Annotated in this window: 21 protein-coding genes and 3 pseudogenes; 15 read left to right on the forward strand and 9 right to left on the reverse strand. The window is 38.0% G+C overall.

The window, feature by feature from the left end; all coding sequences use genetic code 11:
* Window positions 1-175 precede the first annotated feature (175 nt).
* Genes GQR55_RS20330 through GQR55_RS04440 form a run of 4 tightly spaced genes read left to right on the forward strand, consistent with a single transcriptional unit; the run spans window position 176 to window position 3,470 of the window.
* Complete coding sequence (locus GQR55_RS20330) at window positions 176-1,366, forward strand: PAS domain-containing sensor histidine kinase (protein WP_166419602.1); 1,191 nt, start codon at window positions 176-178, stop codon at window positions 1,364-1,366.
* Window positions 1,341-1,706 (forward strand): response regulator, encoded by a 366-nt coding sequence (locus tag GQR55_RS04430; protein ID WP_166419603.1) that lies wholly within the window; start codon window positions 1,341-1,343, stop codon window positions 1,704-1,706. The genes GQR55_RS20330 and GQR55_RS04430 overlap by 26 nt, the downstream gene beginning before the upstream one ends.
* Before the next feature lie 40 nt (window positions 1,707-1,746).
* Entirely contained in the window at window positions 1,747-2,811 is a 1,065-nt protein-coding gene (locus GQR55_RS04435) for an HD domain-containing phosphohydrolase (RefSeq protein WP_166419604.1), read from the forward strand.
* 29 nt (window positions 2,812-2,840) lie between these two features.
* The gene (locus tag GQR55_RS04440) at window positions 2,841-3,470 is read left to right on the forward strand and encodes a Vat family streptogramin A O-acetyltransferase (RefSeq protein WP_166419605.1); all 630 of its coding nucleotides are present in this window, start codon (window positions 2,841-2,843) and stop codon (window positions 3,468-3,470) included.
* Window positions 3,471-3,473: 3 nt separating this feature from the next.
* On the opposite strand, the gene GQR55_RS04445 is transcribed toward GQR55_RS04440, so the two are convergent.
* Window positions 3,474-3,908, reverse strand: coding sequence for an ATP-binding protein (locus GQR55_RS04445; RefSeq protein ID WP_166419606.1), 435 nt, complete (start codon window positions 3,906-3,908; stop codon window positions 3,474-3,476).
* Between the two features lie 297 nt (window positions 3,909-4,205).
* Between GQR55_RS04445 and asnS the strand changes: the two genes are divergently transcribed.
* Window positions 4,206-5,603: an asparagine--tRNA ligase gene (gene asnS, locus GQR55_RS04450; RefSeq protein WP_166419607.1), complete on the forward strand. Its 1,398-nt coding sequence runs from the start codon at window positions 4,206-4,208 to the stop codon at window positions 5,601-5,603.
* A 126-nt stretch (window positions 5,604-5,729) separates the two neighbouring features.
* Here the strand turns inward: asnS and GQR55_RS04455 are convergent, their stop codons facing one another.
* Together GQR55_RS04455 and GQR55_RS04460 are read right to left on the reverse strand one after the other, a co-directional pair.
* Entirely contained in the window at window positions 5,730-6,656 is a 927-nt protein-coding gene (locus GQR55_RS04455) for an FAD-binding protein (protein WP_166419608.1), read from the reverse strand.
* Entirely contained in the window at window positions 6,657-7,406 is a 750-nt protein-coding gene (locus tag GQR55_RS04460; RefSeq protein ID WP_166419609.1) for an electron transfer flavoprotein subunit beta/FixA family protein, read from the reverse strand.
* Window positions 7,407-7,627: 221 nt separating this feature from the next.
* Here GQR55_RS04460 and GQR55_RS04465 point away from each other — a divergent pair, with 221 nt between their 5' ends.
* From GQR55_RS04465 to GQR55_RS04500, 8 genes and pseudogenes are all read left to right on the forward strand, one after another.
* Window positions 7,628-9,274 (forward strand): electron transfer flavoprotein-ubiquinone oxidoreductase, encoded by a 1,647-nt coding sequence (locus tag GQR55_RS04465; RefSeq protein WP_166419610.1) that lies wholly within the window; start codon window positions 7,628-7,630, stop codon window positions 9,272-9,274.
* 133 nt (window positions 9,275-9,407) lie between these two features.
* Window positions 9,408-9,872 (forward strand): acyl-CoA thioesterase, encoded by a 465-nt coding sequence (locus GQR55_RS04470; protein WP_058550106.1) that lies wholly within the window; start codon window positions 9,408-9,410, stop codon window positions 9,870-9,872.
* A gap of 267 nt (window positions 9,873-10,139) precedes the next feature.
* Entirely contained in the window at window positions 10,140-10,709 is a 570-nt protein-coding gene (locus tag GQR55_RS04475; protein WP_166419611.1) for an outer membrane beta-barrel protein, read from the forward strand.
* 203 nt (window positions 10,710-10,912) lie between these two features.
* The gene (gene tsaA / locus GQR55_RS04480) at window positions 10,913-11,617 is read left to right on the forward strand and encodes a tRNA (N6-threonylcarbamoyladenosine(37)-N6)-methyltransferase TrmO (protein ID WP_165728686.1); all 705 of its coding nucleotides are present in this window, start codon (window positions 10,913-10,915) and stop codon (window positions 11,615-11,617) included.
* 89 nt (window positions 11,618-11,706) lie between these two features.
* On the forward strand, window positions 11,707-13,431 hold the full coding sequence (locus GQR55_RS04485) for a proline--tRNA ligase (protein ID WP_166419612.1): 1,725 nt from the start codon (window positions 11,707-11,709) through the stop codon (window positions 13,429-13,431).
* Between the two features lie 409 nt (window positions 13,432-13,840).
* Window positions 13,841-14,085, forward strand: a pseudogene (locus tag GQR55_RS20150) (UDP-2,3-diacylglucosamine diphosphatase); the annotation flags it as partial.
* 159 nt (window positions 14,086-14,244) lie between these two features.
* Window positions 14,245-14,454, forward strand: a pseudogene (locus GQR55_RS20155) (UDP-2,3-diacylglucosamine diphosphatase); the annotation flags it as partial.
* A 207-nt stretch (window positions 14,455-14,661) separates the two neighbouring features.
* Window positions 14,662-14,997 (forward strand): annotated as a pseudogene (locus GQR55_RS04500) (UDP-2,3-diacylglucosamine diphosphatase); the annotation flags it as partial.
* A 25-nt stretch (window positions 14,998-15,022) separates the two neighbouring features.
* On the opposite strand, the gene GQR55_RS04505 reads toward GQR55_RS04500, so the two are convergent.
* The 4 genes from GQR55_RS04505 to GQR55_RS04520 form a co-directional block, all read right to left on the reverse strand.
* Window positions 15,023-18,082, reverse strand: coding sequence for an ATP-binding protein (locus GQR55_RS04505; protein ID WP_166419613.1), 3,060 nt, complete (start codon window positions 18,080-18,082; stop codon window positions 15,023-15,025).
* A 274-nt stretch (window positions 18,083-18,356) separates the two neighbouring features.
* A complete protein-coding gene (locus GQR55_RS04510) occupies window positions 18,357-19,565 on the reverse strand; it encodes an ABC transporter permease (RefSeq protein WP_165727903.1) in 1,209 nt (402 codons plus the stop codon).
* Complete coding sequence (locus tag GQR55_RS04515; protein WP_166419614.1) at window positions 19,558-20,346, reverse strand: ATP-binding cassette domain-containing protein; 789 nt, start codon at window positions 20,344-20,346, stop codon at window positions 19,558-19,560. Before GQR55_RS04515 ends, GQR55_RS04510 begins: the two co-directional genes overlap by 8 nt.
* Window positions 20,343-21,155 carry a DUF3025 domain-containing protein gene (locus tag GQR55_RS04520; RefSeq protein WP_166419615.1) on the reverse strand — a complete coding sequence of 271 codons (813 nt, stop codon included), beginning with the start codon at window positions 21,153-21,155 and terminating at the stop codon, window positions 20,343-20,345. Before GQR55_RS04520 ends, GQR55_RS04515 begins: the two co-directional genes overlap by 4 nt.
* Before the next feature lie 113 nt (window positions 21,156-21,268).
* Here GQR55_RS04520 and GQR55_RS04525 point away from each other — a divergent pair, with 113 nt between their 5' ends.
* Together GQR55_RS04525 and GQR55_RS04530 are read left to right on the forward strand one after the other, a co-directional pair.
* A complete protein-coding gene (locus GQR55_RS04525; RefSeq protein ID WP_166419616.1) occupies window positions 21,269-22,894 on the forward strand; it encodes a M28 family metallopeptidase in 1,626 nt (541 codons plus the stop codon).
* Window positions 22,895-23,054: 160 nt separating this feature from the next.
* Window positions 23,055-24,230 carry a putative manganese transporter gene (locus GQR55_RS04530; RefSeq protein ID WP_166419617.1) on the forward strand — a complete coding sequence of 392 codons (1,176 nt, stop codon included), beginning with the start codon at window positions 23,055-23,057 and terminating at the stop codon, window positions 24,228-24,230.
* Between the two features lie 70 nt (window positions 24,231-24,300).
* On the opposite strand, the gene GQR55_RS04535 is transcribed toward GQR55_RS04530, so the two are convergent.
* On the reverse strand, window positions 24,301-24,669 hold the full coding sequence (locus GQR55_RS04535; protein ID WP_166419618.1) for a DUF805 domain-containing protein: 369 nt from the start codon (window positions 24,667-24,669) through the stop codon (window positions 24,301-24,303).
* 149 nt (window positions 24,670-24,818) lie between these two features.
* The gene (locus GQR55_RS04540) at window positions 24,819-26,417 is read right to left on the reverse strand and encodes a dihydrolipoyllysine-residue acetyltransferase (protein WP_166419619.1); all 1,599 of its coding nucleotides are present in this window, start codon (window positions 26,415-26,417) and stop codon (window positions 24,819-24,821) included.
* Window positions 26,418-26,420 lie beyond the last annotated feature (3 nt).

Here is a 26,420-nt window from a genome sequence, read left to right on the forward strand (position 1 = left end):
TTACGCCTTTTATATTAGTTAAAACCACACACGCACAGCAAAACACATCATTAAGCATTGATTTTAGCGAATTTATTAAGCAAATAAAGCTATATTCACAGCAGTACTGAACCCTAATTATCCTTTAAACGTTTATAAAGTTGTTCAGCCCTTAATGGTACAAAGGAACTAGATAGTGAATAAAATAAGTACCAAGAAAGAACTATTAGAATACTCTGAAAGTATTGTAAATACGGTTCGAGAACCACTGATTGTTTTAGACCAACATTTAAGAGTTGTGACAGCGAGCCGCTCATTCTATGAGTTTTTTCGTGCTAATCACAAAGATACCGTCGGAAAATTAATATACAACCTTGGTAATAATCAATGGAATATTCCCAAGCTACGTGAATTACTAGAAACCATATTGCCTCAAAAAACGAGCTTTGATGATTACAAAGTTGAGCACAATTTTAAAACAATTGGTTGGCGAACAATGCTGCTCAACGCAAGGCAAATTAAACGTACTCAGTCGAAAGATCGCATAATTTTATTATCTATCGAAGATATTACCGAACGTAATGCAATTCAAGAAGGACTAGTAAAAGCGAATAAAGAGCTAGAAGTGCTAACGAGTGACTTGGAAAGTGCTGCTCGAGTTAAATCAGAGTTTTTAGCAAATATGTCGCATGAACTCAGAACCCCACTTAATTCTATAAATGGTTTTTCTGAGGTGCTCTACGATGAAACATTTGGCACTTTAAATGACAAACAAAAACAGTATGTTAAAAATGTATTGGTGAGCGGCAAACACTTACTGTTACTTATTAACGAAATACTGGATATGGCAAAAATTGAAGCAGGCAAAATGACTTTGACTATCTCTCATTTGCCGATACGCCAGGTACTACACGAAATTACAGGGCTAACAGCCGATACCGCTAATCAGAAAAAATTAGATATGTGCCTTGATATTGCTGATGACTTGCCACCAATTGAAGCTGACTCTTTGAAGGTTAAACAAATACTTTATAACTTGCTTTCAAATGCAGTGAAGTTCACACCAGATGAGGGGCAAATTGGCGTAAAAACACGACATACTGATACAGAAATAGAGATAATAATTTGGGATACGGGTATAGGCATTGCTGCTGAAAATATGGAAAAAATCTTTGAAGGCTTTTTTCGTATAGAGACCCCCTACTCTAGATTAACAGAAGGTACAGGACTCGGGCTGCCTATCGCAAAAAGTCTAGTAAAGTTGCATGGAGGCGAGTTTGTTATTGAATCTGAAGGTGTTAATAAAGGCACATCAGTTCGTATCACTTTGCCAATTAAACAAAAATCTGTGGTAAAGCATAATGAAAACCAAAATAGTTGTAGTTGATGATAATGCAAATAATCTATTGCTAGAGGAAGATCTTTTACTCATGGCAAATTTTGAAGTATTTACTGCTATGAATGCAAAAGATGCGCTTTTGACAATAAAGCGTGAGACTCCAAAAATTATTATATTAGATGTTCAACTCCCAGATATGTCTGGAACAGAAGTTGCTAAAATTTTGCGAGGTGAAAAAGAAACGGCAAATATCCCTATTGTTTTTGTTACCGCTTCTGTTTTACCCGCAGATATAGACCAATTACTGTGTATACCTAACAGTGCTTATATTTCTAAACCTATAGATACACGCACATTCGCTCAACAAATAAGTTTATACATAAAGTAATAACCGATTAGGTTTAAACTTTAATACACAGGAAAGTCTAATGAAAGACGATGCTTTAATTTTGGTTGTAGATGACAACCTACAAAATATTGAACTTATGCAAGCTTATCTTGAACCCAAGGGATATAAAACAGTTACAGCAACGAGTGGGCAAGAAGCATTAGACATTTTGGCTCAACAACCTATCGATATTATTTTACTTGATATTATGATGCCGGGTATGAGCGGTTTTGAAGTAACGCGCCGTGTTAGAGAAGATGCTCTATTAAAGCTATTACCTATCGTACTTATTACTGCTTTAAGAGAGACAAAAGAGCGAGTTAAAGGAATTGATGCTGGTTGCGATGATTTTATTACAAAACCTGTAGACAAAAACGAGTTGTTATCGCGCGTTAAATCCCTTCTTAAAATTAAAGACTATAACGATTTAAGAACAAATTATCAGAGGCAATTAGAGGCTGAAGTTGCTCAAAGAACTGAATCTTTAAAACAAGCAATGCAAAGCCTAAAAAACGCATCGCTTGAAACAATAAATAGATTAACCAAAGCCGCTGAATATAAAGATGAAGAAACAGGTGCGCATATTCAACGAATGAGCTTATATTCTGAAGCCGTCGCGCGTAGTATTGGGTTAGATGAAACAACCGTTGAAAATATCTTATTTTCGGCATCTATGCACGACCTTGGTAAAATCTCAACGCCTGACCATATTTTGCTAAAAGCGGGTCAATTAGATGCAGCAGAATGGGAAATAATGAAGCAGCATACTGTTGTAGGCGCTAATATACTTTCAGGCTCTGACTCAGAAGTTATTAAGCTAGGCGAAATTATTGCCCGCTCACATCACGAAAAATGGGACGGCTCTGGTTATCCTGATGGTTTAAAAGGCACTGACATCCCTATTGCTGCACGCGTGGTTGCTATTGCTGACGTATTTGATGCTCTTTCATCTAAGCGCCCTTATAAAAAATCATTTTCACAAGAGAAAACTTTTGCCATTATTAAAGAAGGAAGCGGTAATCACTTTGATCCTGCAGTAGTAGATGCTTTTTTTGCAGTTCAAGAAGAGATTTTAGCGATTAAACAGAAGTATGCCGAAAAGTAATATAACGATAGCCTATTAGAGGTAAAACAATGAACGGACCAAACCCCAATAATCCTTCACCAATGGAAGGTTTTCCTCAAGTTGGTTTTTTAAAAAATTTTATTACTTCTGCCAATATTGAAGTAGGCGATTATACATATTATGACGATCCTGATGGCCCTGAGAATTTTGAAAAAAATGTGCTTTACCATTTCGATTTTATAGGAGATCGTCTCATTATCGGAAAGTTCTGCGCCATAGCTAAAGACGTTACTTTTATAATGAACGGTGCTAATCATCACACTTCTGGATTTTCTACTTATCCATTTTTTATATTTGGTAATGACTGGGAAAAGTCTGCACCAAAATCAAATGATTTACCCTTTAAAGGCAATACAGAAATTGGTCATGATGTGTGGATTGGTTATAACGCTACAATTATGCCTGGGGTAAAAATTGGCAGCGGCGCTATTATTGCCAGTAAATCAGTTGTCACCACCGATGTACCTGCTTACAGTGTTGTGGGTGGAAACCCAGCTAAAGTGATAAAAACCAGATTTGACGATAAAACAATAAATGCGCTGCTAGATATAGCTTGGTGGGATTGGAGCAATGATAAAATCACTGCTCACTTAGATATAATTACTCAATGTGATATATCCGCTTTAACAACACTCTAAGTACTACCACTCAAACATGTAGGCCATTTTACTTATTGTTTTAAGCGGAACATTATGCGAGTTACGTTTAGCATATAGGTGCTGCATTGACTTGTCTTTCACTTCACCCACTATCACTTCTTTTACTTGATAGCCTAAAGCAATAGCGGCTTGCGAGTACGCTATAAATTCCCACTTTTTAATATTGGTATTATCTACAATTACCAATGGCATATTTTGAGCAAGTGCATTTATAAAACGCGCTAAGTTTAAATTATGAAATTGCGACAATTTAAATTTATCGAAATGATATTCGCCCTGCTCGTTAATAAAGTAATCATCAGTTGAGCAGATTAGGTATTGGCTTTCGTCAACTCCACCTAATTCGTCAGCAAGGCTTTGCGCATAATAAGACTTACCACTTCCTGGTAGTCCTCGTAAAATAAAAACTTGTTTCATAGCATCGATTTTTTAAGTGTGAATAAATATAAATTTAATTTGTGTGTTAATAATGCCACAAAATCATTAAATTTAAGAGTAACAAATAACAATAGTGGTAATTAAACTCTAAAAACTGTTTAAAAATAAACCGCATGCATAAAAAGTTTTAAAGAGTTGCCCACAATAGTTTTTTTATTTAACTTTACTAGGTAAGATACAGGGTTCAAGTGCAGCGCCGTTTATGTGCAATTTATGCCCGAGTGCTGCGCACAGTTAAAATAAAATAGTTAGGCAACTTATATCATTGGAGTGAAGATGAGCCATTTAGCGATTTCAGAGCTATTAAAAGGCAATGTTGCGGTAGACAGCCAAGTAACAATTAAAGGCTGGATCCGTACTCGCCGCGATTCAAAAGCAGGAATTTCATTTTTAGCCGTTCATGACGGTTCGTGTTTTGATCCTATTCAAGCGGTAGTTCCTAATTCACTGAATAATTATGATGAAGTTACTAGCTTAACAGCCGGTTGTTCTGTGTCGGTTACTGGTGTTTTAGTGCAATCTGCTGGCCAAGGTCAGTCTTTCGAAATTCAAGCTAATACTGTGACTGTATTAGGTTGGGTAGAAAACCCAGATTCTTACCCAATGTCGGCAAAGCGCCATAGCATTGAGTACTTACGTGAGCACGCTCACCTTCGCCCTCGTACAAATATGATTGGCGCGGTAACTCGTGTACGTAACTGTTTAGCACAAGCTATTCACCGTTTTTACCACGAGCAAGGCTTTTACTGGATCAGCACGCCAATCATTACGGCAAGTGACTGTGAAGGCGCTGGCGAAATGTTCCGTGTATCAACGCTTGATATGCAAAACTTACCGCTTACAGACAAAGGCGATGTTGATTACAGCGAAGATTTCTTCGGTAAAGAAGCATTCCTTACTGTATCTGGTCAGTTAAATGGCGAAACTTACGCGTCTGCAATGTCAAAAATTTACACGTTTGGCCCAACATTCCGTGCAGAAAATTCAAATACATCTCGTCACTTAGCTGAGTTTTGGATGGTAGAGCCTGAAGTAGCCTTTGCTGATTTAGAAGACATCGCAAAACTTGCTGAAAATATGCTTAAGTATGTATTTAAAGCTGTACTTGAAGAGCGCCGTGATGACATGGAATTTTTTGCACAACGTGTAGAAAAAACTGCAATTACACGTTTAGAAGAGTTTGTAGAAAAAGACTTCGCACAGGTAAATTACACTGAAGCCGTAGAAATTCTTAAAACGTGTGGCAAAAAGTTTGAGTACGCTGTTGAATGGGGTGTAGATTTACAGTCTGAGCACGAGCGTTACTTAGCAGAAGAGCACTTTAAAGCACCAGTAGTTATTAAAAACTACCCGCGCGATATTAAAGCATTTTACATGCGCCAAAACGAAGACGGTAAAACCGTTGCCGCAATGGACGTAGTAGCGCCTGGCATTGGTGAGATCATTGGTGGTTCACAACGTGAAGAACGCCTTGATGTACTTGATGCTCGCCTTGAAGAAATGGGCTTAAACAAAGAAGACTACAGCTGGTACCGCGATTTACGTAAATACGGTAGCGTGCCACATTCAGGCTTTGGTTTAGGCTTTGAACGCTTGGTTGCTTATGTAACAGGTATGGGCAACGTACGTGACGTTATTGCCTTCCCTCGTACTAAAGGAAGCGCTACTTACTAATACTAAGTTAGCCGTTAAAAACCAGCCAATTGGCTGGTTTTTTTGCGTCTTTAATTTACCATATAAAAAAGCCGCAGCACTCAAAGAGCACCACGGCTTTCAACCAGAATAAATTTAAATTAGATGTTATAAAGCATTTTCTAGCTGTGGCAGTACTTCAAATAAGTCAGCCACTAAACCGTAATCAGCAACTTGAAAAATAGGTGCGTCTGGGTCTTTATTAATTGCGACAATTACTTTTGAGTCTTTCATACCGGCTAAATGCTGTATAGCACCGCTAATACCTACTGCAATATATAAGTTAGGCGCTACAATTTTACCTGTTTGCCCTACTTGCATATCGTTAGGTACAAAGCCAGCATCAACTGCTGCGCGCGATGCACCAATGGCAGCACCTAGTTTATCGGCAATGCCATTAAGTAGTGCGAAGTTTTCACCATTTTGCATACCACGACCACCTGATATAACAACGGTAGCTGCTGTAAGTTCTGGGCGTTCTGATTCGGTTTGTTCAACACTTACAAAGCTACTTAATTGCGAATCAGATACTGTATCAATACTTGTTACAGCGGCTGCTGACTGCTCGCCTTGTAAATCAAAGCTACTTGCACGCACGGTAATTACTTTTTTGCTATCAAGTGACTTAACCGTTGCGATTGCATTACCTGCATAAATAGGACGTTTAAATGTGTCTGCGTCCACTACTGCGATAATTTCAGAAATTTGTGCAACATCTAATAGCGCAGCAACACGTGGCATAAAGTTTTTGCCCGTTGTAGTGGCACTTGCAACAATATGGCTGTAGCTGTCGCTAAGCGATAAAACTAAATCAGTCATGCTCTCAGCTAACTGATGCTCATACACGCTGTTATCGGCAACTAAAACATTAGCTACGCCATCAATGCTAGCAACTTGTGAGCTCATTGCACTTAAGCTGTTGCCGGCAATAAGTACATCAACAGGAAAACCCATTTTTACTGCGGCGTTAATTGTTTTTGAGGTTTCTGGTTTTAAGGCACCGTTGTCGTGCTCTGCAATTACGAGTGTTTTCATTTAAATCACCTTTGCCTCTGTTTTTAATTTTTCTACAAGCTGTGCTACGTCTTCAACAATAATTCCTGCGGTGCGTTTAGCTGGCTCTTCTACACTTACTAATTGAATGCGCGGTGTTAAATCAACACCAAGCGAATCAGCAGCTATTACTTCAAGCGGCTTACGTTTGGCTTTCATAATATTTGGCAGTGATGCGTAACGAGGCTCGTTTAAGCGTAAATCAGTTGTAACAACCGCTGGTAAGTTAAGTGCTACCGTTTGCAGGCCGCCATCAACTTCACGGGTTACGTTTACTTTGCCATTTTCAACAACAACCTTTGATGCAAACGTACCTTGGCCGCGTTTAGTTAAAGCCGCTAACATTTGACCTGTTTGGTTGTTATCTGAGTCAATTGACTGTTTACCTAAAATAACCAGCTCTGGCGCTTCTTGTTCTACAATTTTGGCAAGAAGCTTTGCAATATGAAGTGACTCGAGCTTTTCATCGGTTTCGATGTGAATGGCTTTGTCGGCGCCAAGTGCTAATGCGGTGCGTAATTGCTCTTGTGATGCTTTGGGACCAATAGTAACGGCAACAACTTCGCTTGCAGTGCCTGCTTCTATAAGGCGGATTGCTTCTTCTATGGCAATTTCACAAAACGGATTCATTGCCATTTTTACGTTAGTTAAATCAACGTCACTTTTATCACTTTTAACGCGTGCTTTTACGTTGTAATCAATCACTCTTTTTATTGGTACGAGAACTTTCATAGGAACTCCATAATTATTTAAGCCTACAAGGTAACGTGCACGTCAACCTATTTATTTTATGAAATTAGACTACTTCCTGTTGACGTAAACGTCAACCTAAAATAACCTTTAACTATTCACAGTCTGTAACGTTTAATTTGCAAGGTTAATAATAGGCTGTACACCTTATTTAAATGTGTAGTAAACATTCAAATAAGTCCGTCATAGATAAAGAGGTTATTATGGTCGAACGTGAAACCATGGAATTTGATGTAGTTATTGTTGGTGCAGGCCCTGCAGGGCTTTCAAGTGCAATTAAACTCGCGCAATTAGCACAAGAAAAACAACAAGAGTGCATGATCTGCGTCGTCGAAAAAGGGTCTGAAGTGGGTGCACATGTACTCTCTGGCGCGGTTTTTGAAACCAAAGCTTTGGATGAATTACTACCAAATTGGCAAAAACTGGGCGCCCCTGTTACGACAAAAGTAACTAACGATGAAATTTATTGGTTTAATAACGAACAAAAAGCGACATCAATACCCCACTTTGCAACGCCTAAAACATTTCATAATGACGGTAACTACATTGTGTCTATGGGTAACATATGTCGATGGCTTGCTGAGCAAGCCGAAGCGTTAGGTGTAGAGATATTTCCAGGATTTAGTGCTCACTCTTTAATAATTGAAGATAAAGCAGTGAAAGGCATTATTACAGGCGATATGGGAGTCGATAAAGACGGTAATGAAAAAGATGGTTACATGCCTGGCATGGAGCTTCGTGCAAAATACACTATTTTTGCAGAAGGCTGCCGAGGTCATTTAGGTAAACAGCTAATTAATGAGTTTGCGCTTGATGCAGATTCATCGCCGCAGCATTACGGTTTAGGCTTTAAAGAAATTTGGCAAATTGATGAAAGTAAACATGAGCTTGGCAAAGTAGTTCATGGTACAGGTTGGCCACTAAGTGGTGACACTAATGGTGGTGCATTTATGTATCACAGCGAAAACAATCAAGTTGTTGTTGGTTTAATTGTTGATTTAAATTACTCAAATCCGCATTTAAGTCCCTTTGATGAATTTCAGCGCATGAAGCATCACCCTGTATTTAAAAGCGTACTTGAAGGCGGTGAACGTATTGCATACGGTGCACGTGCAATAGCCAAAGGCGGCTTACATTCATTACCAAAAATGCATTTTGCTGGTGGTTTAATAGTGGGTTGTGATGCAGGCACACTTAATTTTGCAAAAATTAAAGGTAACCACACCGCAATGAAATCAGGAATGATTGCCGCTGACGTTATTTTTGAAGCGCTGCAAAGTGAGTTAGCCAATACCGATTTAAATAATTATCAAACTGCGTTTGAGCAATCGTGGGCTTATAAAGAGTTATATCAATCTCGTAACTTTGGTCCTGCAATGCACAAACTCGGTAAATTTGTAGGCGGAGCATACAACACGCTAGATCAAAATATCTTTAATGGCGGTTTACCGTTTACATTTAAAGATAATACGCCCGATCACTATACCCTTGTTGATGCTAACGCCGCTGACAAAATAACGTACCCAAAGCCAGATGGACAATTAAGCTTTGATAAACTCTCGAGCGTGTTTTTATCAAATACAAATCACGAAGAATCACAGCCGTGCCATTTAAAGCTTAAAGATGCGACGATTCCTATTAACGTGAACTTAGTAAAATTTGATGAGCCTGCACAGCGCTACTGCCCAGCAGGCGTATACGAAGTGCAAGAAGTAGAAGGAAGTAAAGAGTTTGTTATAAACGCTCAAAACTGTGTGCACTGTAAAACCTGCGATATTAAAGACCCTAGTCAAAACATTACATGGGTAACGCCAGAAGGCGCTGGCGGGCCAAACTACCCTAATATGTAGCTAAATTATGCGCAGAGTGGCTAACTAAGCACATTTTTTACATACAAATTATAAACATATCCTAAATTGCAGGGGCTTCGGCCCCTTTTTTACGTTATGCTTATGATAGTTTTAATAAATGTGAGTGTTAACTATGCCGTCGTCAAAAGTTGTTTTTCGTTTTTTAGCCGAGCCTACCGATGTAAATTTTGGTGGTAAAGTTCATGGTGGGGCCGTCATGAAATGGATTGACCAAGCTGGTTATGCATGTGCTGCTGGTTGGAGTGGTCATTATTGTGTAACAGTTTCGGTAGCGGGTGTTAAATTTAGACGCCCTATTCTCGTGGGTCAAATTGTAGAAGTAGAAGCTAAAATTGCCCATACGGGTAGAAGTAGCATGCAAATATTTATTCAAGTTAGATGTGGCGATCCTAAAACACAAAATATGGTTGAAACAAACCACTGTGTTATCAGCTTTATTGCAATGGATGAAACGGGTTACCCAATTGAAGTGCCTTCGTTTAAAGCTGTAACAGAAGAAGATATTAAATTAGAAAACTACGCTATAAAAATGAAAGAAATAGCAATTGAAACAGAAAACTTGCTTCATAAAGTTTAAACTCCAATTAACACTTTAGAAATGTACCTAATAGGTATGTAAAATACTCATAATGTTTTGTAAAACATGCAACTTGCCTTTGAAAGTAAAATCATCGAAAAGTTCACTTTGTTTGTAAAACAACCTAAATGCCATAATAACTAATACAAAAGTAGCTATTATGGCGTTTTAATACCCTCTTTTAAAATTGGCATGTTCGCTGCAACTAGTTAATTGTCGTTTGATAAAATTAATCAAACATTTAAATTATTTTAAAGGAGCTATTCAATGATTAAAACACTTTCTCTTTCTGCACTTGCTTTAGCAACAATGGGTTTTAACTCTGCAGCACACGCTGACATTTCTGATTTCGATTCTCCACGTATTTATACAGGTATTGGTTACGGTCAATATTCTTTTGAGTTTGAAGATAGCGACAACGACACTGACTTTGACGACGATGCACAAATGCTTAAAGGCTATGTTGGAGCACAATTTAACGAGTACTTGAGCTTAGAGCTTGCTTATCAAGATTTTGATGAAGTAAGTGATATTAGCAGTAAAGCTGAAGTTGATGGCGTATCGCTTGCCGCACGTTTAGGGTACCCAATAACAGAGAGCTTTTCTGTATATGCAAAAGGTGGTTGGCTTGAATGGGATGCAGATTACACACAAGACTTACCAGTAGGTAGTGTATCAGCCTCTACAGATGGTGGTGATGCATTTTACGGCGCAGGTATTGAATATGCACTTACAACAAATGTTCAATTTCGTTTAGAGTACGAACGTTATAAACTTGATGACGATATTGACCCAGATATGGATGTAGCATCTGTATCAGTTCAATACATGTTTTAATTAGTCTTTAGCATGTATAAAAGGTAAGCCCAAGGGCTTACCTTTTTTGTTTTAGGCTCTTTTTAAATATATTAAGATAAACCAATCAGTCTAATAAACAACTTTAAACCGTTTGGTCTATAAGCAATAAACTTACTTACATTAATGCCATAAACGCTAAATACGGGTAGAATAGCGCTCTATTTTATTTGTACCCGAGTACTATGAGCGATTACACCATTTCGGCTATTGGCCACATTGAATCTCCTTATAAACAAAAGTTTGCTATACCTAGGCAACCTCGTTTAGTGCCACAAGCTAAAGCAAAGCTTATATTTGCCCCCGATTTTAATCGCGAAGAATTTGTACGCGGGCTGGATGAGTTCACTCATATATGGTTACTATTTCGTTTCCACGAAACAGCAGATAAAGGCTATTCAGCGATGGTACGCCCTCCTCGCTTAGGTGGTAATGAGCGAAAAGGCGTATTTGCAACGCGCGCTACATTCAGACCCAACGCAATAGGTATGAGCGCTGTAAAGCTTGAAGGTATTGAGTATAAAAATGGCCAGCTTAGTTTATTACTCGCTGGTATTGATTTACTTGATGGCACACCGATTATTGATATAAAACCGTATTTGCCGTACTCAGACTCTATGCCTGATGCCAGCGCTGGTTTTGCCGATACTCGTCCAGAAACCGAGATGACGGTTGAATTTAGCCCTCAAGCAATCGAGTTTATTAATGCACAAACCCAGTACCCAGACTTACAAGATTTTATAGCCAATGTATTAAAGCAAGATCCTCGCCCCGCATACAAAAAACAAAAAGAAGGTGAGCAAAGCTATGGGATGACTTTGTACAACTTTAATATTCGTTGGCAGGTTAATGACTCGCATAACGTAGTAACAAACATAGAAAAAAACTAAATAACTCACTTAGCGCTTTAGTGTAAAAGCATCCGCTGGTAAACTTAAGCTCTATTAAAAGAATATAATTACTCTATTTCGGAAAAAACATGCGTACAAGCCAATATATACTCGCAACACTTAAAGAAACGCCATCAGATGCTGAAATCGTATCGCATCAGTTAATGCTTAGAGCCGGTATGATCCGTCGCGTCGCTTCGGGTTTATACACTTGGTTACCCTCTGGTTTACGCGTGCTACGTAAAGTAGAAAACATTGTACGTGAAGAAATGGACAAAGCTGGTGCCATTGAAATGCTAATGCCTGTTATTCAACCTGCTGATTTGTGGGAAGAGTCTGGTCGTTGGAATGAATTTGGTCCTGAGCTTATGCGCTTTACAGACCGTCATAACCGTACGTTTGCACTTGGTCCAACACACGAAGAAGTAATAACTGATTTCGTACGTAAAGAAATAAGCAGCTACAAGCAGCTACCAGTTACTTTATACCAAGTACAAACTAAAGTACGCGACGAACGTCGTCCTCGCTTTGGTGTTATGCGCGCCCGTGAATTTACAATGAAAGATGCGTACTCTTTTCACTTAAGTGAAGAATGTTTAGATGCAACTTATCAAGCAATGCACAAAGCATACTGTAATATTTTTGAGCGCTTAGGCCTTGATTACCGCCCTGTACTTGCAGATACAGGCTCTATTGGTGGTAGCTTGTCTCATGAGTTTCATGTACTTGCTGAATCGGGCGAAGATGCCATTGCATTTAGTGATGGCAGCGATTACGCCGCTAATATTGAAAAAGCAGAAGCGCTGGCACCAAGCGAGCCGCGCCCTGAAGCATCAAAAGAGCTTAAAGCGTTTCCAACGCCTGATGCTAAAACAATTAACGAACTTAAAAAACACTATGGTGTTAAGCCACATCGCGGAGTTAAAACGTTAATCGTTTATGGTACGCCTGATGAAAACGAAGTACGTGGTTTAGTAGCCTTAGTACTGCGTGGCGATCACGAATTAAACGAGTTAAAAGCTGAAAAACACCCATTAGTAGACTCTCCGCTTGAAATGGCAACAGAGGCAGATATTGTTGCTGCTATTGGTGCAAAACCAGGCTCATTAGGGCCTGTTGGTCTTTCAATGCCTATTATTGTTGATAGAACAGCTAACATACTTGCTGATTTTGTTGCCGGTGCTAATAAAGACGACGAGCATTACAGCGGTATTAACTGGGATCGTGACGTAACTGATTATGACGTTGCTGATATTCGTAATATTGTTGAAGGCGATATGAGCCCATGTGGCCAAGGCGTTTTGCAAATTAAACGCGGTATTGAAGTGGGTCATATTTTCCAACTTGGCACTAAATACTCAGAAGCCATGAAAGCCGGCGTATTAAACGAAGGTGGTAAAAACCAAACCATGACGATGGGTTGTTACGGTATTGGTGTTTCACGTATTGTTGCTGCTGCTATTGAGCAGAACAACGATCAATACGGGATCATTTGGCCGAAATCAATCGCGCCATTCGACTTAGCAATTGTTCCTATGAACATGCACAAATCGCATCGTATTCCTGATATTGCAAATAACCTTTACCAAGGTTTAAAAGATGCAGGTTTAGACGTGTTATTTGATGACCGTAAAGAGCGCCCTGGTGTTATGTTTAATGACATGGAGCTAATTGGTGTGCCATTTACGCTAGTAATTGGTGAGCGTAACCTTGACGAAAACAAAGTTGAGCTTAAAAACCGTCGTACTGGTGAAAAGCTAATGATTGATATCGATACAGCAATTGATGCAATTAAAGCAGCTGTTAAAGGTTAAGCTAAAAATACTTATAAGTAATTTTAAAACCGCTTTTTAAAGGCGGTTTTTTTATATCTAAATTTTACATGTGTCATTTAGCTTTAGTATTATTGTCGTTTAGTTGTTATTTGTATTCCCTAAAGTATTTAACCTGAACTCTGGATAATAAATCTATCTCGAGCAGCTATTTTCAGCGCTAACTGCGTTGAATTTACTTGCAATAGGCTCGCTATTGACCCGTAAATTCGCCTTGTTTTCACTGAAAATCTCTGGCTAGAGAAAATAAATTTAAATATCACCATGATTCAATACCTTAGTAAATCTCTTAACCAGAGTTCAGGTTATTTAACTATTACACTCGATACTTTAGAGAATGAAAATGAGTAATGGCGCAGACACTGAGGAGCAACACTACCCTACTATTTAGATATCTGATGTTCATTTAGGTTACAAAGACTGTAAAGCCGATTACTTACTCGATTTTTTAACTCGGTAGAATCCGACACTCTTTATTTAGTAGGTGACATTATTGATTTATGGTCAATGAAACGACAGTTTTATTGGCATCCCTCGCATTATCAAGTGTTGAGTTGTATACAACAAAAAGCAGCTAACGGTACACGCGTCATTTATATTCCCGGTAATTATGATGAAACGTTTAGGAACTATATAATACCAACCTGCATAAATCTCTGATCAATTTAACGAATTAAATTGCACTATAACGTCGTTAAAAAATTTTTATTTAGAACAACTAGATACAAAAATTTTTGCCTAGTTTTAGCGTGATTTTCTTAACGTTAAATAGACCTCATATATAAGCAGATTGGTATAAATCAAACATTATTTGGTATTGAAATCCACCAGCAGTTTATTCACACCACTAAAGCTAATAAACGTTTTTTACTCGTACATGGCGATGACTTTGATTCTGCAACGCGCTACAACAAATTGATTAGTATAGCGGGTGATGCAGGGTACGACTTACTCTTGTTTTTAAATCGCTGGACCAATCGTATACGAAAGCTATTTGGTGGTAATACCAATTCGCTTAATTAAGTGATCTATTCTGAGGTGAGAAAATCGTGTCGATAACCAGGCAAAAATTTCGTTATTTAGTTGTTCTCGGCAATTGCTCCTGCATTGCTCTACCTCCTGCATCCATGCAGTCGTATATCAGAAATTTTTAACGCAGTTAGCGTCAGATTTAATCCCTCAAATTGATTAAGTATTATTGCGGATTGGTATAATTACTACTCGCTCGCATCATGGATAAAAGCTCGCGTACACAAAGCACGTGAAGCGATTAAAGCGTTTGAGAATGCCGCAATTCATGAAGCTAAAAAACAAAACGTAGACGGTATTATTTGTGGACACATTCATCATCCCAAAATAAAAGTAGATGATGGGATTGTGTATTGCAGCGATGGGGACTGGATTGAGAGCTGTACGGCGCTTGTAGAGCAGCAAGATGGAAAAATTAAATTACTGCACTGGTCAGATACACAAACCGTACTCGATAGCGTCGACATAACAAAGTTAAATATATCAACTGATACTAAACCAAAAAAATCAGCTGCATAAGCAGCTGATTCTCATTTTATGGTGTTTAACTTGTCCAAGTGATTAACTTATCTTTTAGCGTTACTGGCTTGATTGGTTTAGTAATATAGTCGTTCATGCCTGCAGTTAAACAGCGCTCTCTATCACCTTCCATCGCACTTGCTGTCATCGCAATAATAGGTATGTAAGTGTAGTCTACCCCGGCCTTAGCATTTCTTATTTCACTTGTTGTATCGTAGCCATTTAAATTAGGCATTTGGCAATCCATTAAAATAACATCAAAAGCTTGCTCTGTGTTTTCTCTCAATGCTTCTAATGCTTCTATACCGTCTGACGCACAAGTAATTTTTACTTTAGTGCGTTTTAAAATCGCCTTAGCTACTTCAATGTTTATCATATTATCGTCTACTAGTAATATATGATAAGCAGATAAATCAGGCTCTACTTGCTCTTCTGTTATGCCTTTAGGTGGCGCTATAATGCAGTCATTACTAGCACCAAATAAGCTGGCTAATTTATAGCTAAATTGATCTTGGGTAAGCGGTTTATTTAAAATATGACTACCTTCCGGTAACACCATTTTTGTTGGTTTGTCGGTCACCATGTCGCGTAAAATTAAGACGTACTTTTTATTAAATTGTTTACAGTGATCAATTAACGCATCAATTTGAGGATGCTCATCATCAATTAACAATAAGTCAGCTTCAAACTCTTTGTGCTCACTAAAGTAATCAAGCCTAACTATATTCTCAGCATTTACTTTACAGGTAAGTAGTAATAAATCGCATACGTTTTTATAAACGTTATCGCGCGCTATTAACGCCGCTACGTTAATGCTAGTAGCAAGCTCAATACCAGTATTTAGTTTTTTCTCTTGTGCTACGTGTAGCTCAACTGTTGCGGTAAACGTACTACCAGCGCCCTTTTCACTTATAACAGTAATATTACCACCCATTAGCTGAGCAAGTTTTTTACATATGGATAAGCCCAAGCCCGTACCACCAAAGTGGCGGGTTGTACTTGAGTCTTCTTGTGTAAACACTTCAAATAGTTTGTCTATGTTCTCTGGCGCTATACCAATACCCGTATCTTTTATAGTAAAGCTCATTAGTAGCTTTGAGTCGGTAATGTACTTAGAGCCAACAGTTAAACTCACTTCACCTCGGTGGGTAAATTTAAATGCATTATTAACTAAATTAATTAAAATTTGTTTAAGGCGATGGCTATCACCAATAACCATTCTGTCTATTACATCCTTAGTATCTAAAAATACTTCAAGACCTTTGCGCTGGCCCTGTAACGCTAAAGAGCTAATCATATCGCTACATACTGTAACAACATCAAATGTATGATTATCAATATCGAGCTTACCCGCTTCTATTTTAGAAAAATCGAGAATATCGTTAATCAGATTCATCAATGAGTTAGCACTGCTGTTGGCTAGCTTTAAGTAATGATATTGTTGTTCACTTAAACCATCTTCTTTGAGCATTTCAAGCATACCCAAAACGCCATTCATCGGTGTGCGTATTTCGTGAGATATATTTGCTACAAAATCACTTTTTGCTTGGCTAGCTGCTAATGCTTGGTCAATTGCGCGCTCTAACTCAATAGTCCTTTGTGATACTTTTAGCTCTAAAGTGCTATTTAATCCTTCAAGCTCTGATTGAGTATTTTTTAATGAGCTAATATTTCTCAAAATGGCCGCAACTTGGTAACGGTTATTGTAAACATCAAAAATACTGCTTAGCGTAATTGAAAAATATTGTTTGTTGCCATAACCATCTGTGTAGATAGCTTCAAATGGCATTTTTGATCCGTTTGAAATAGTCTCTTCAATACAATTATTGTCAGCGTCATTTAAATTAAACAACGAAACAAAATCAGGACTATTACCAGTAATTGAAGTACCAAAAATCTCTTTAGCTGTATTATTAAAGTGTACAACCTGACCGTTTTGCTCAATTGTAAAAATAGCATCGAGCGAATTTTCAATTACTTTGCTATTTTGCTCTTTTAAAGAATGTATTAGCAATTTACGATTTATAAAGCGTTGGTATAAAAAGGCGATAACTAAAAATATACCAAAAAACATGACCAGCATAACAATAAAGTTTTGACGTCTTTCATTCACTTTTTCAAACAAAGTTTTAGTATTAACACTTACAGCAAGATCTAAAGGTAACATGGCAATATCACTATCAAACGAAATACGCTTTTTTAATGTATAAGCAATTGGATAATTACTTAGCGGTAAAGTACCTTGCTCTGCCATTGTAGTGTCAGTTGTAAACTCTTCAGCCCACGTTTTAGCTTTATTAAATTCAAAACCAAAGCGTAGTTGAGGGTTTGGATGATATAAAAATTCACCTTCATTGTTCATAAGGTAGATTTGTATTCCTTGAGGGGATTCTACCGTTAAGCTTTTTATTAATTTATCTGCAAAGTAGTTAGTGACTAATATTGCAAATATTTTATTTTTTTCATCAAAAACTGGTTTAGCTACACGAAAAGTACTGATGTAAGGTTCTTGTATTTGTCCATTTTCACGATTGTAGTTAATTGGTGAAATATAAACACTTTTCTTATCAAGCATACTCGCTTTGATTATGTAGTCGCGTTGGCCTTTCTGTTGTAATTGCAGGCCTTGTAAGCGATTAATCTCTCCGAGTTGATTTCTATCAACCCTGACAACCTCTTGGCCACCATCTTCGAGCGTAATATAGCGGGCTTGCAATATACTGTCATCAGTTTGCATAAAGCCTGTAAATATACTTGCTAAGCGCTCTTGCCAAATATCAATAGGTGTTCCAAGAATTGGATCAATGAGTTTATTTTCTTTTGCGCGAGTAATACCTTGAATAGGAGGCGTTGCATCTAAAAAGCGGATTGCGGTAACACTATCTTTAAGATGTTTTTTTAGTGAAAGGCTTTTTGTTTCAAGCTCACGCTTTAACTCTATTTGAGCTGAATGGTAAACATCACTTCTTACTTTTTGATCGAACAGGTATAGAGAAGGCAAAGCTATAAGAACAAATATTATTGTTGCAACTAGCATTAATTTATTATTTTTTGTTACATCCAACAAAATATTTCTTTTTAACATTTACCTTCACCATAAATTTTTATTGTTATTAGTATAGAGCATTAAAGTAAAAAATGGACCCTCTAACTAATTAGTTATCGTTATAATTTTTATAATAAAAAGACTAAATCATTAGTTTTTTTAAAGCGAACTTCTTATATGAATTATAAATGAATAAGAGCGATAATATTGCTAGATATAATTTATAAAAGAACTGGTTTCATGATTGATCGGTTTAAAATATAAAAGGTAGCAATTGCTACCTTTTATGAGTTTTTAGGTCACTAAGTATATATTATCTAAATAATACATCTTCTCGATTAAACCATTTAACGCAAAATGCCAGTAGCCCAGCTGCAATGATTGCTGTTGCTAAAAATATTAAGCCTACAAAGGTGTAATCAACTGTCCCTTTTACTATTTCTTTAATTGCTAATGCTACGTTTGTAACAGGAATGAATGCTGTTTTAGCAGTAAGCTCCATATTTGGCATTATTGAAATAATAATAGGGAAAAACACGCCCATGCTAAGTGGGGCCATATAATTTTGTGCTTCTTTAAACGTACGTGCGTAGATAGATATAGCCAAGGCTAAAGCCGAAAATATAGCTGCAACAGGTAATAGCAGTACAAATATCATCAGTAAATCGGTTACCGCTAATGTACTAAATGCCGCTTTAATAAAATCAAGATCAGCAAATGCTAATGCCAGTGCTATCCAACAGCCCATACTTAAGACCGTTATGGTTGTGGAGGCAATGGATGTAGTTAACAAGGTTATAAACTTACCAAGTACGAGCTCTGTACGCGTAATAGGTGTAAGCAGAAGTGTTTCTAGTGTGCCACGTTCTTTTTCGCCTGCGCCTAAATCAATAGCCGGATAAGTTGCTCCCATTAATACCAGAGGTATAAGTAAGTAAGGTAGGAAGCCGCCAATTTTTTCGCCTAGATTTTCACGTTTATCGGCTGTATCTACTTTTATTACTTCAATTGGGTTAAGAATAGATTTTTGTACAGACTCTTCAATACCAAAACTGATTAGCTTTTGAGTTTGGAGCACGTCACTGTATTCTTTTGCGAGTTCTTTAACTCGTTCGAATAAAAAGTTGATAGATTTTGAATCGTTAAACACAACCTGCCACTGGCTTTGTTCACCGCTATCTAAAGTTTGCTCAGCATGGCTTGGTAAATAAATACCCATATCAATATCGCCAGCTATAACGCCTGCTTTAAGCTCTTCGATGTTATTAAAGGTTTTAGCACCTTTATAAAGCTCAAAACTTTTGTGATAAAACACTTTGTCAGTAAATTCTTGTGCGTATTCACCGTTAATAATAGCGTATGTATTTACTTTTTGTTCTGCGTCCATTGCTGCTTGTGAGCTTATAAATGCCATTACGGCAAACAATAATGGAAATATAGCAACAGGTAGCGCTACAACAAACAGTAGCGTTTTTTTATCGCGAAGGAGTTCTCTTAATTCCTTTTTAAATACTTCAAACATCATGTTTCTCCGTTAATATATTCATAAAGGCTTGGTTTAGCTCTTCGCTATTACCTGCTTGTTTAAATTCTTCTACTGTCCCGTCAAAGCAGCTAACGCCTTCGTTAATTACAGCAACTCGGTCACATAAAAGTGCAACTTCATCTAAATGATGGGTAGAAAAAATAACAGGTGTACCTTGCGCCTTTAAGCCTTTAATAAATTGAATAACGGTTTGAGTTGTCATTATATCGAGCCCAGTTGTTGGCTCATCGAGCACCACTACTGCTGGGCGATGTACAACAGCACGCGCTATATTAGCTTTTTGCTTCATACCAGTTGATAGGTTTTCAGCACGTTTATCAATAAACTTATGCATATCAAGCAATGTGAATAGCTCATCACAACGCGATGCAATATCGTTTTTGCTCATACCGTGAAGCTTTGCAAAATATTCTATGTTTTCTTTTACCGTTAAGCGACCATACAAACCGGTAGAGCCCGATAAAAAACCGATAGACTTACGCCCCAGTAGCGGTTTTTTTACAATGTCGTTTCCAGCAATTGTTATTGAACCTTCATCTGGCTTTAATGCGGTTGAAATCATTCTAAGTGTTGTTGTTTTACCTGCGCCATTGGGTCCTAGTAATCCAAGTACCTCACCCTTCGCGCAGCTAAAGCTGACGTCTCTTACTGAGTGAAAATAGTCTTTATCTTCACGAGGATCGATGTCGTCTATTTTATTTTTTTTGTGATCTTTAGTTAGCTTAAATTTCTTTTTAAGCCCAGCAACTTCTATCATATTCGTATCCTTCGTTTCGCTCTAAAATAATCTGTATTGTTATAAAAAGAGTCGTCTTTGTTTTCATCATGCCAGCCAGGCACGCCTAATAAAGGCAGTGGTGAAAGCTGTTTATTATCGGCTAAGCAGTTATCTATTTTAATCATCTCATAAAGGGCTTGGTCTAGGTACTGATATTGCGTTACTAAATCTTTACAAAATATTTCATCTGGTACACAAACAAACAATGCTTTACCCGTTAAACCTATATAAGGTTTAGTGAGCATTTCATAATTAGCATGGCCAAACATAAACGCTTTAATGCTTTTTCCCCATTCACTTTTATGCTTAACAAATGCTGTTTTCCATTGGTGATCGCGAAGCAACTCTTGCCATTTAGTATCGCTTATTGCCAGTACAACGCCACATTCGTCAAAGAGCGTTAATGCATTACGATGTTTGGTACGCTTTTGCAAACCATGCTCAGCTATATCTTGTACATGTCGCTGGTTTATAAGGGCTTTAGTTTTAGGAAATAAACACCAAATAAAGCCACCAAACAAGTCATGCCAATTTTCGCTTCGTGTAGGTACAACGCCAGTTTCAAAAATAACCTGTTCGTAATAACGATCGCCAAAATCTACCTTTGCATCATCTTCAAAAGTAATAGGAATATTATTCGCATTAATAGCGGTTAAAAATGGAGTAAACCACTGCGGCGCAGGCCAATCTGTTAGTTCGTTAACTTTAAACAGCTCACGTAAGTGCGAAAATGCACCGGTTTCTAAACTGCTGATTTGCCACTGCTCGGGGGGAGTAAAACGCTTCATTTAAACCTTTAACAATTTATGCCTATAATTTACGAGAAGTTTACCGCAAAAACTGGTTCTACTTAATAGAAGTTAATATACTAATCACAACTTAAAACAAAAAAAGAGCTGACATGAAACATTATTTCTCTCTCACACTCCTTGCCACTGCTGTTTTAGCAGGCTGTGCAACAACAAGTATTACGCCTACTGATGTAACCAATGGTTATAACAGTATTCAAGCTGATGAACTGGCTAAACATGTAAAAGTACTCGCTTCGGACGAATTTGGTGGCCGTGCTCCTTCATCGCCTGGCGAAAAGCTAACGCTTGATTATTTAACTGCGCAGTTTAAAGCTTTAGGTTTGGCTCCTGGTAACGGCGATAGTTACTTACAAGAAGTACCGTTAGTTTCTTTAGAAGCAGATTCGAACATGGTGCTTAATATTGGTGGTAAAGATTACCAATACAAAAAAGACATGGTTATGGGTAGTAGCCGAATTAGCGCACAAGAAGGCATAGAAAACTCAGAACTTGTATTTGTGGGTTATGGCGTTAATGCACCTGAATATAACTGGAATGACTACGAAGGCTTAGACGTTAAAGGCAAAACAGTGGTAATGCTGGTTAACGATCCGGGCTTTGCAACAAAAGATCCCGCTTTATTTACTGGCGATGCGATGACCTATTATGGTCGTTGGACATACAAATACGAAGAAGCGAGTCGCCAAGGTGCCGCTGGTGCAATTATTATTCATGAAACAGCACCCGCATCTTACCCGTGGTCGGTTGTTGAAAACTCGTGGAGCGGCGAGCAGTTTGGTTTTCAAAAAGAAAACAACAATATGGACCGTGTTGCAGTTGAAGGCTGGGTTACAACTGACGTAGCAAAAGAACTTTTTGCTAAAGCCGGTTTAGATTTTGATACTGCGAAAGTAAACGCAGCTAAAGGTGCTTACCATGTTGATATGGGTGACTTAACCGCTTCTGTTAGTATTAAAAATACGATTAAAAAGTCGGTGTCGTACAACTTTATTGCTACTTTACCAGGAAGTGAGCAACCAGATGAGCATGTTATTTACTCAGCTCACTGGGATCACTTAGGTACAGATAAAACGCGTAAAGGCGATCAAATTTATAACGGTGCTCACGACAACGCAACTGGCACAGCCGGGCTAATTGAAGTAGCCGAAGCCTTTACTAAATTACCTAAGCATCCTAGCCGCTCAATGACCTTTTTAGCGGTAACTGCTGAAGAGCAAGGTTTATTAGGCTCTAAGTACTATGCAGCTAATCCAGTCATTGCAGCTAATAAAACAGTGGCTAACATAAACATGGATAGCTTAAATTTATTAGGCAAAGTAAAAGACATGAATGTGGTTGGTATTGGTAAATCACAAATGGATGAGTTTTTAGAAACTGCGGCTAAAGAGCAAGGCAGAACAATATCTGGCGATCCTAAACCATCATCAGGTGGCTATTACCGCTCTGATCACTTTGCATTTGCTAATATGGGTATTCCAGCCATGTACGCAGGTGGCGGTACTGTTGCTGCTGATGAAGAAACAGCTAACTACCGTAAACGTATGAGCTTAGTACTTCGCGGTTGTTACCATCAACCATGTGACCGTTACCGCGATGAATGGGATTTATCGGGTGCGGTTCAAGACTTGCAGTTATTTTATAAAGTAGGTTTTGATATTTCTGAGCAAGAGCAATGGCCAACATGGAATGCAAATTCAGAATTTCAACGCAAGTAGCCCTATTTAATCACAGTCTTAAATTCAAGTTTAAAGCGACTTGAGTTTAGCTATCGAAAAACTCAAACAGAGTAATCGATTTAAATAGATGCAAATGATATTGATTATCATTTAACTAAAATATACAGTGTGACCTAGTTAATTTATTAGGTCGCATTGTATGATTTCACTCCCTCACATTGGTTTTATTACTCCTGCCTCAAAACGATTTTTGAGCCAAAATAAACGCTTACTGCTGCCTTTATTTATTTTAACTTGCCTTGCAATACCGCAATTACGCGAAATAACAATGACCGCACTGAGAGATGCCTTTTTTCAGGTGAGTGTATTTGTTGCTGCAACCCTTTTAATTTATTACTACGCTATAGAACACTTACCTCAATTAGAGCTTAGTTATTTAAGCGCAAAATCACCGGTTCTAGAAATAAGCTTTGCCGCTATTTTAGGGGCATTACCAGGCTGTGGTGGTGCAATTATTGTGGTAACTCAATTTACAAAAGGCCAAGCAAGCTTTGGTGCTATTGTTGCCGTATTAACAGCCACAATGGGCGATGCTGCATTTTTATTACTTGCTACGCGCCCTACTGAAGGCTTGTTAATTATGGGAATAGGGTTAGCTGTTGGTACATTTAGTGGTTTACTGCTTAATGCAATTCACAAAAGTGATTTTTTACGCCCTACAGCGCAAGAACAAAAGCACCAAATCAAAATACTCTCAACTAATATTATTAAAATCAGTAAACCTGTGTGGATGATAGCAATTATCCCAAGCCTTATTATTGCCTTTTTAATCGCCTTTAATATTGATTTTAGTCAGTTTGGTAAGTACACAAATACAACTATTAGTATTTTTGGCGCTGTTATGGCTTTATTTATTGTTAGTATTTGGGCACTTTCGTCAAGAGGTGAAAGCTATCAAGAAGTAACGTCAGAAGACGATGCATGTAACCCCACCTCTAAAATAATAAAAGTATTACAAGATACCCATTTTGTAACGGCATGGGTTGTAGCCTCTTTTATGCTATTTGAGATTTTGGTTAACATTGCAGGACTTGATTTAAAAACGTGGTTTGTACATTACGCCTATTTAGCCCCATTAATTGCAGTGCTTATTGGATTTTTACCCGGCTGTGGCCCGCAAATAATTGTTACAACGCTTTATATTCAAGGCATTATTCCCTTTAGTGCTTTAGCAGGAAACGCAATTTCTAACGATGGTGATGCGTTATTTCCAGCAATAGCAATGGCGCCCAAAGCTGCAGTTATAGCTACACTTTATACGTCTATTCCCGCATTAATAGTTGGTTATGGGTTGTATTTTTTTGCTGAAATTTAAAAGAATGAGAAATAAAAAAACAAAAAAGCTCAGCAATTGCTGAGCTTTTAACATGTTAAGTTATTCTTACTTATACAGTAGTTGGTTCTACTGCTAATTCTTTTGGATTTGGACCAAAATCGTTTTCACCCTGATGTGAATCCAATACGTAGAAAACCAGTAATACAATAGCACCAATTAAAGGGATCAATGCTATTAACTGCCACCAGCCTGAACGACCTGTGTCGTGTAAACGTCTAGCTGCGATACTTATCGATGGTATTAACATAGCTAAACTAAATAAAGTAGTAACTATAGGAGCTGTACCTATAACACCATCAACAACTGCGCATACAACGTAAAATATTGCATAAAAAAGTATGAACATCCAAAAGTCTTTACGACGTGTACGACCACTAAAATCTGTATAACGACGCATTGCTTCCATAAAGTATTCCATAAAATTTCCTTAGTGTTATTTTTTATATTCCCTAACGGGGTTAGTCTAATTACTTTTTAGTAACATTTGTATCTTAATTAAAAACAGCGCACATTAAAACAAAAAACCAGCTAAAAGCTGGTTTTTATCACATATTAGCAATTTAGCTATTAACTCATAGCCATCATCATTGCAGATGGGTTTTCTAGATACGATTTCCATAGGTTATTAAAGCGAGCAATAGTGCCGCCATCAATAACGCGATGATCGCCAGACCAACTCACTTGCATAATAGCTTTACTCACAACCTGCCCACTTTCGTCAAAACGCGGTAAATGCTGCAGTTTACCTAGCGCAACAATCGCCACTTCAGGCTTATTAATAATAGGGCTCGCAATAGTGCCACCAATCGCACCAATATTAGAGATGCTAATTGTCCCACCTTTTAAATCATCCGGTGCAACACGTCCTTCTCGCGCTGAATGAGTTAAGCGTGTTAAATCATTTGCCACATCAACAATGCTCTTACTCTGACACGATTTAATATTAGGCACTAATAAACCAATTTTTGAATCAACCGCTATACCAATATTATGATCGTTATAATAAGTAAGCTCTGAGCATTCATCGTTCACTTTTGAATTAAGTACTGGGTATTCTTTCATAGCTAGCGAGAGTGCTTTTACAAAAAATGGCATCATTGTGAGCTTAACGCCCTGTGCTTTGTACTGCTCTTTTAAAGCGCTACGCAAAGCTATAAGCTGTGTTAAATCTATTTCGTCACTGAACGTAAAGTGCGGAATAGTTGAAACCGATGCCACCATTTGCTTAGCCATAGCCGCTTTAATGCCTTTAATAGGCTCTACACGCGTATCACCAACCTGAGATTGTTGTGGCTCTGGCGCTACACGGCGCTCATTACTTGTAACTGCATTATTTAGCGGTGAAGTATCAATGGTATTTGGCACTTCGCCTTTTACAAACTCTTCAATATCTTGCTTGTAAATACGTCCATTTTTACCACTACCTGGTACACAGGTTAAATCAACATCAAGTTCGCGTGCTTTACGACGAACCGCAGGTGATGCCACCGCTTTTTGGTTGATAATTTTAGTAGCTTGCTGCGTTTTAACAACCGGTGCTGTTTTTTCAACTACAGCATTAGTTTGTGCCTTTACGACTGCTTGGTTTATATCAACATTTGGCTTAGCTGCACTGCCCGCAATTGTCATTTGAAACAACGGGCTATGTACTTTGGCTATTTCGCCTTTTTGATAATATAACTTTTGCACTGTACCTGTATATTTTGCCGGAATTTGTACTAATGCTTTGTCGGTCATTACGTCACAAACCGCTTGGTCTTCTTCTATTTTGTCGCCTTCAGCAACTAACCAATCAACAATCTCACACTCAACAATACCTTCACCAATATCCGGTAATATAAAGTCTTCTAACAAATCAGTTGGGCTAGTGTTTGTTTGCGTCTCAGTTATAACGTCTTCTTGAACAGCTTCATTATTTACACTTTCACCGGCTACATCCATAGCAAACAACGGCGCATGTACTTTAGCAATTTCACCTTTTTGATAATAAAGCTTTGAAATTACGCCATCATGCACTGCCGGAATTTGTACTAATGCTTTGTCTGTCATTACATCACAAATTGGCTGATCCTCAGATACGGTATCGCCTTCTTGTACTAGCCATTCAACTACTTCGCACTCAACAATGCCTTCACCAATATCGGGTAATATAAAATCTTTAGCCATGGT

The organism is Pseudoalteromonas sp. Z1A8, from assembly GCF_011378855.1.
In the GTDB taxonomy this organism is placed as follows: domain Bacteria; phylum Pseudomonadota; class Gammaproteobacteria; order Enterobacterales; family Alteromonadaceae; genus Pseudoalteromonas.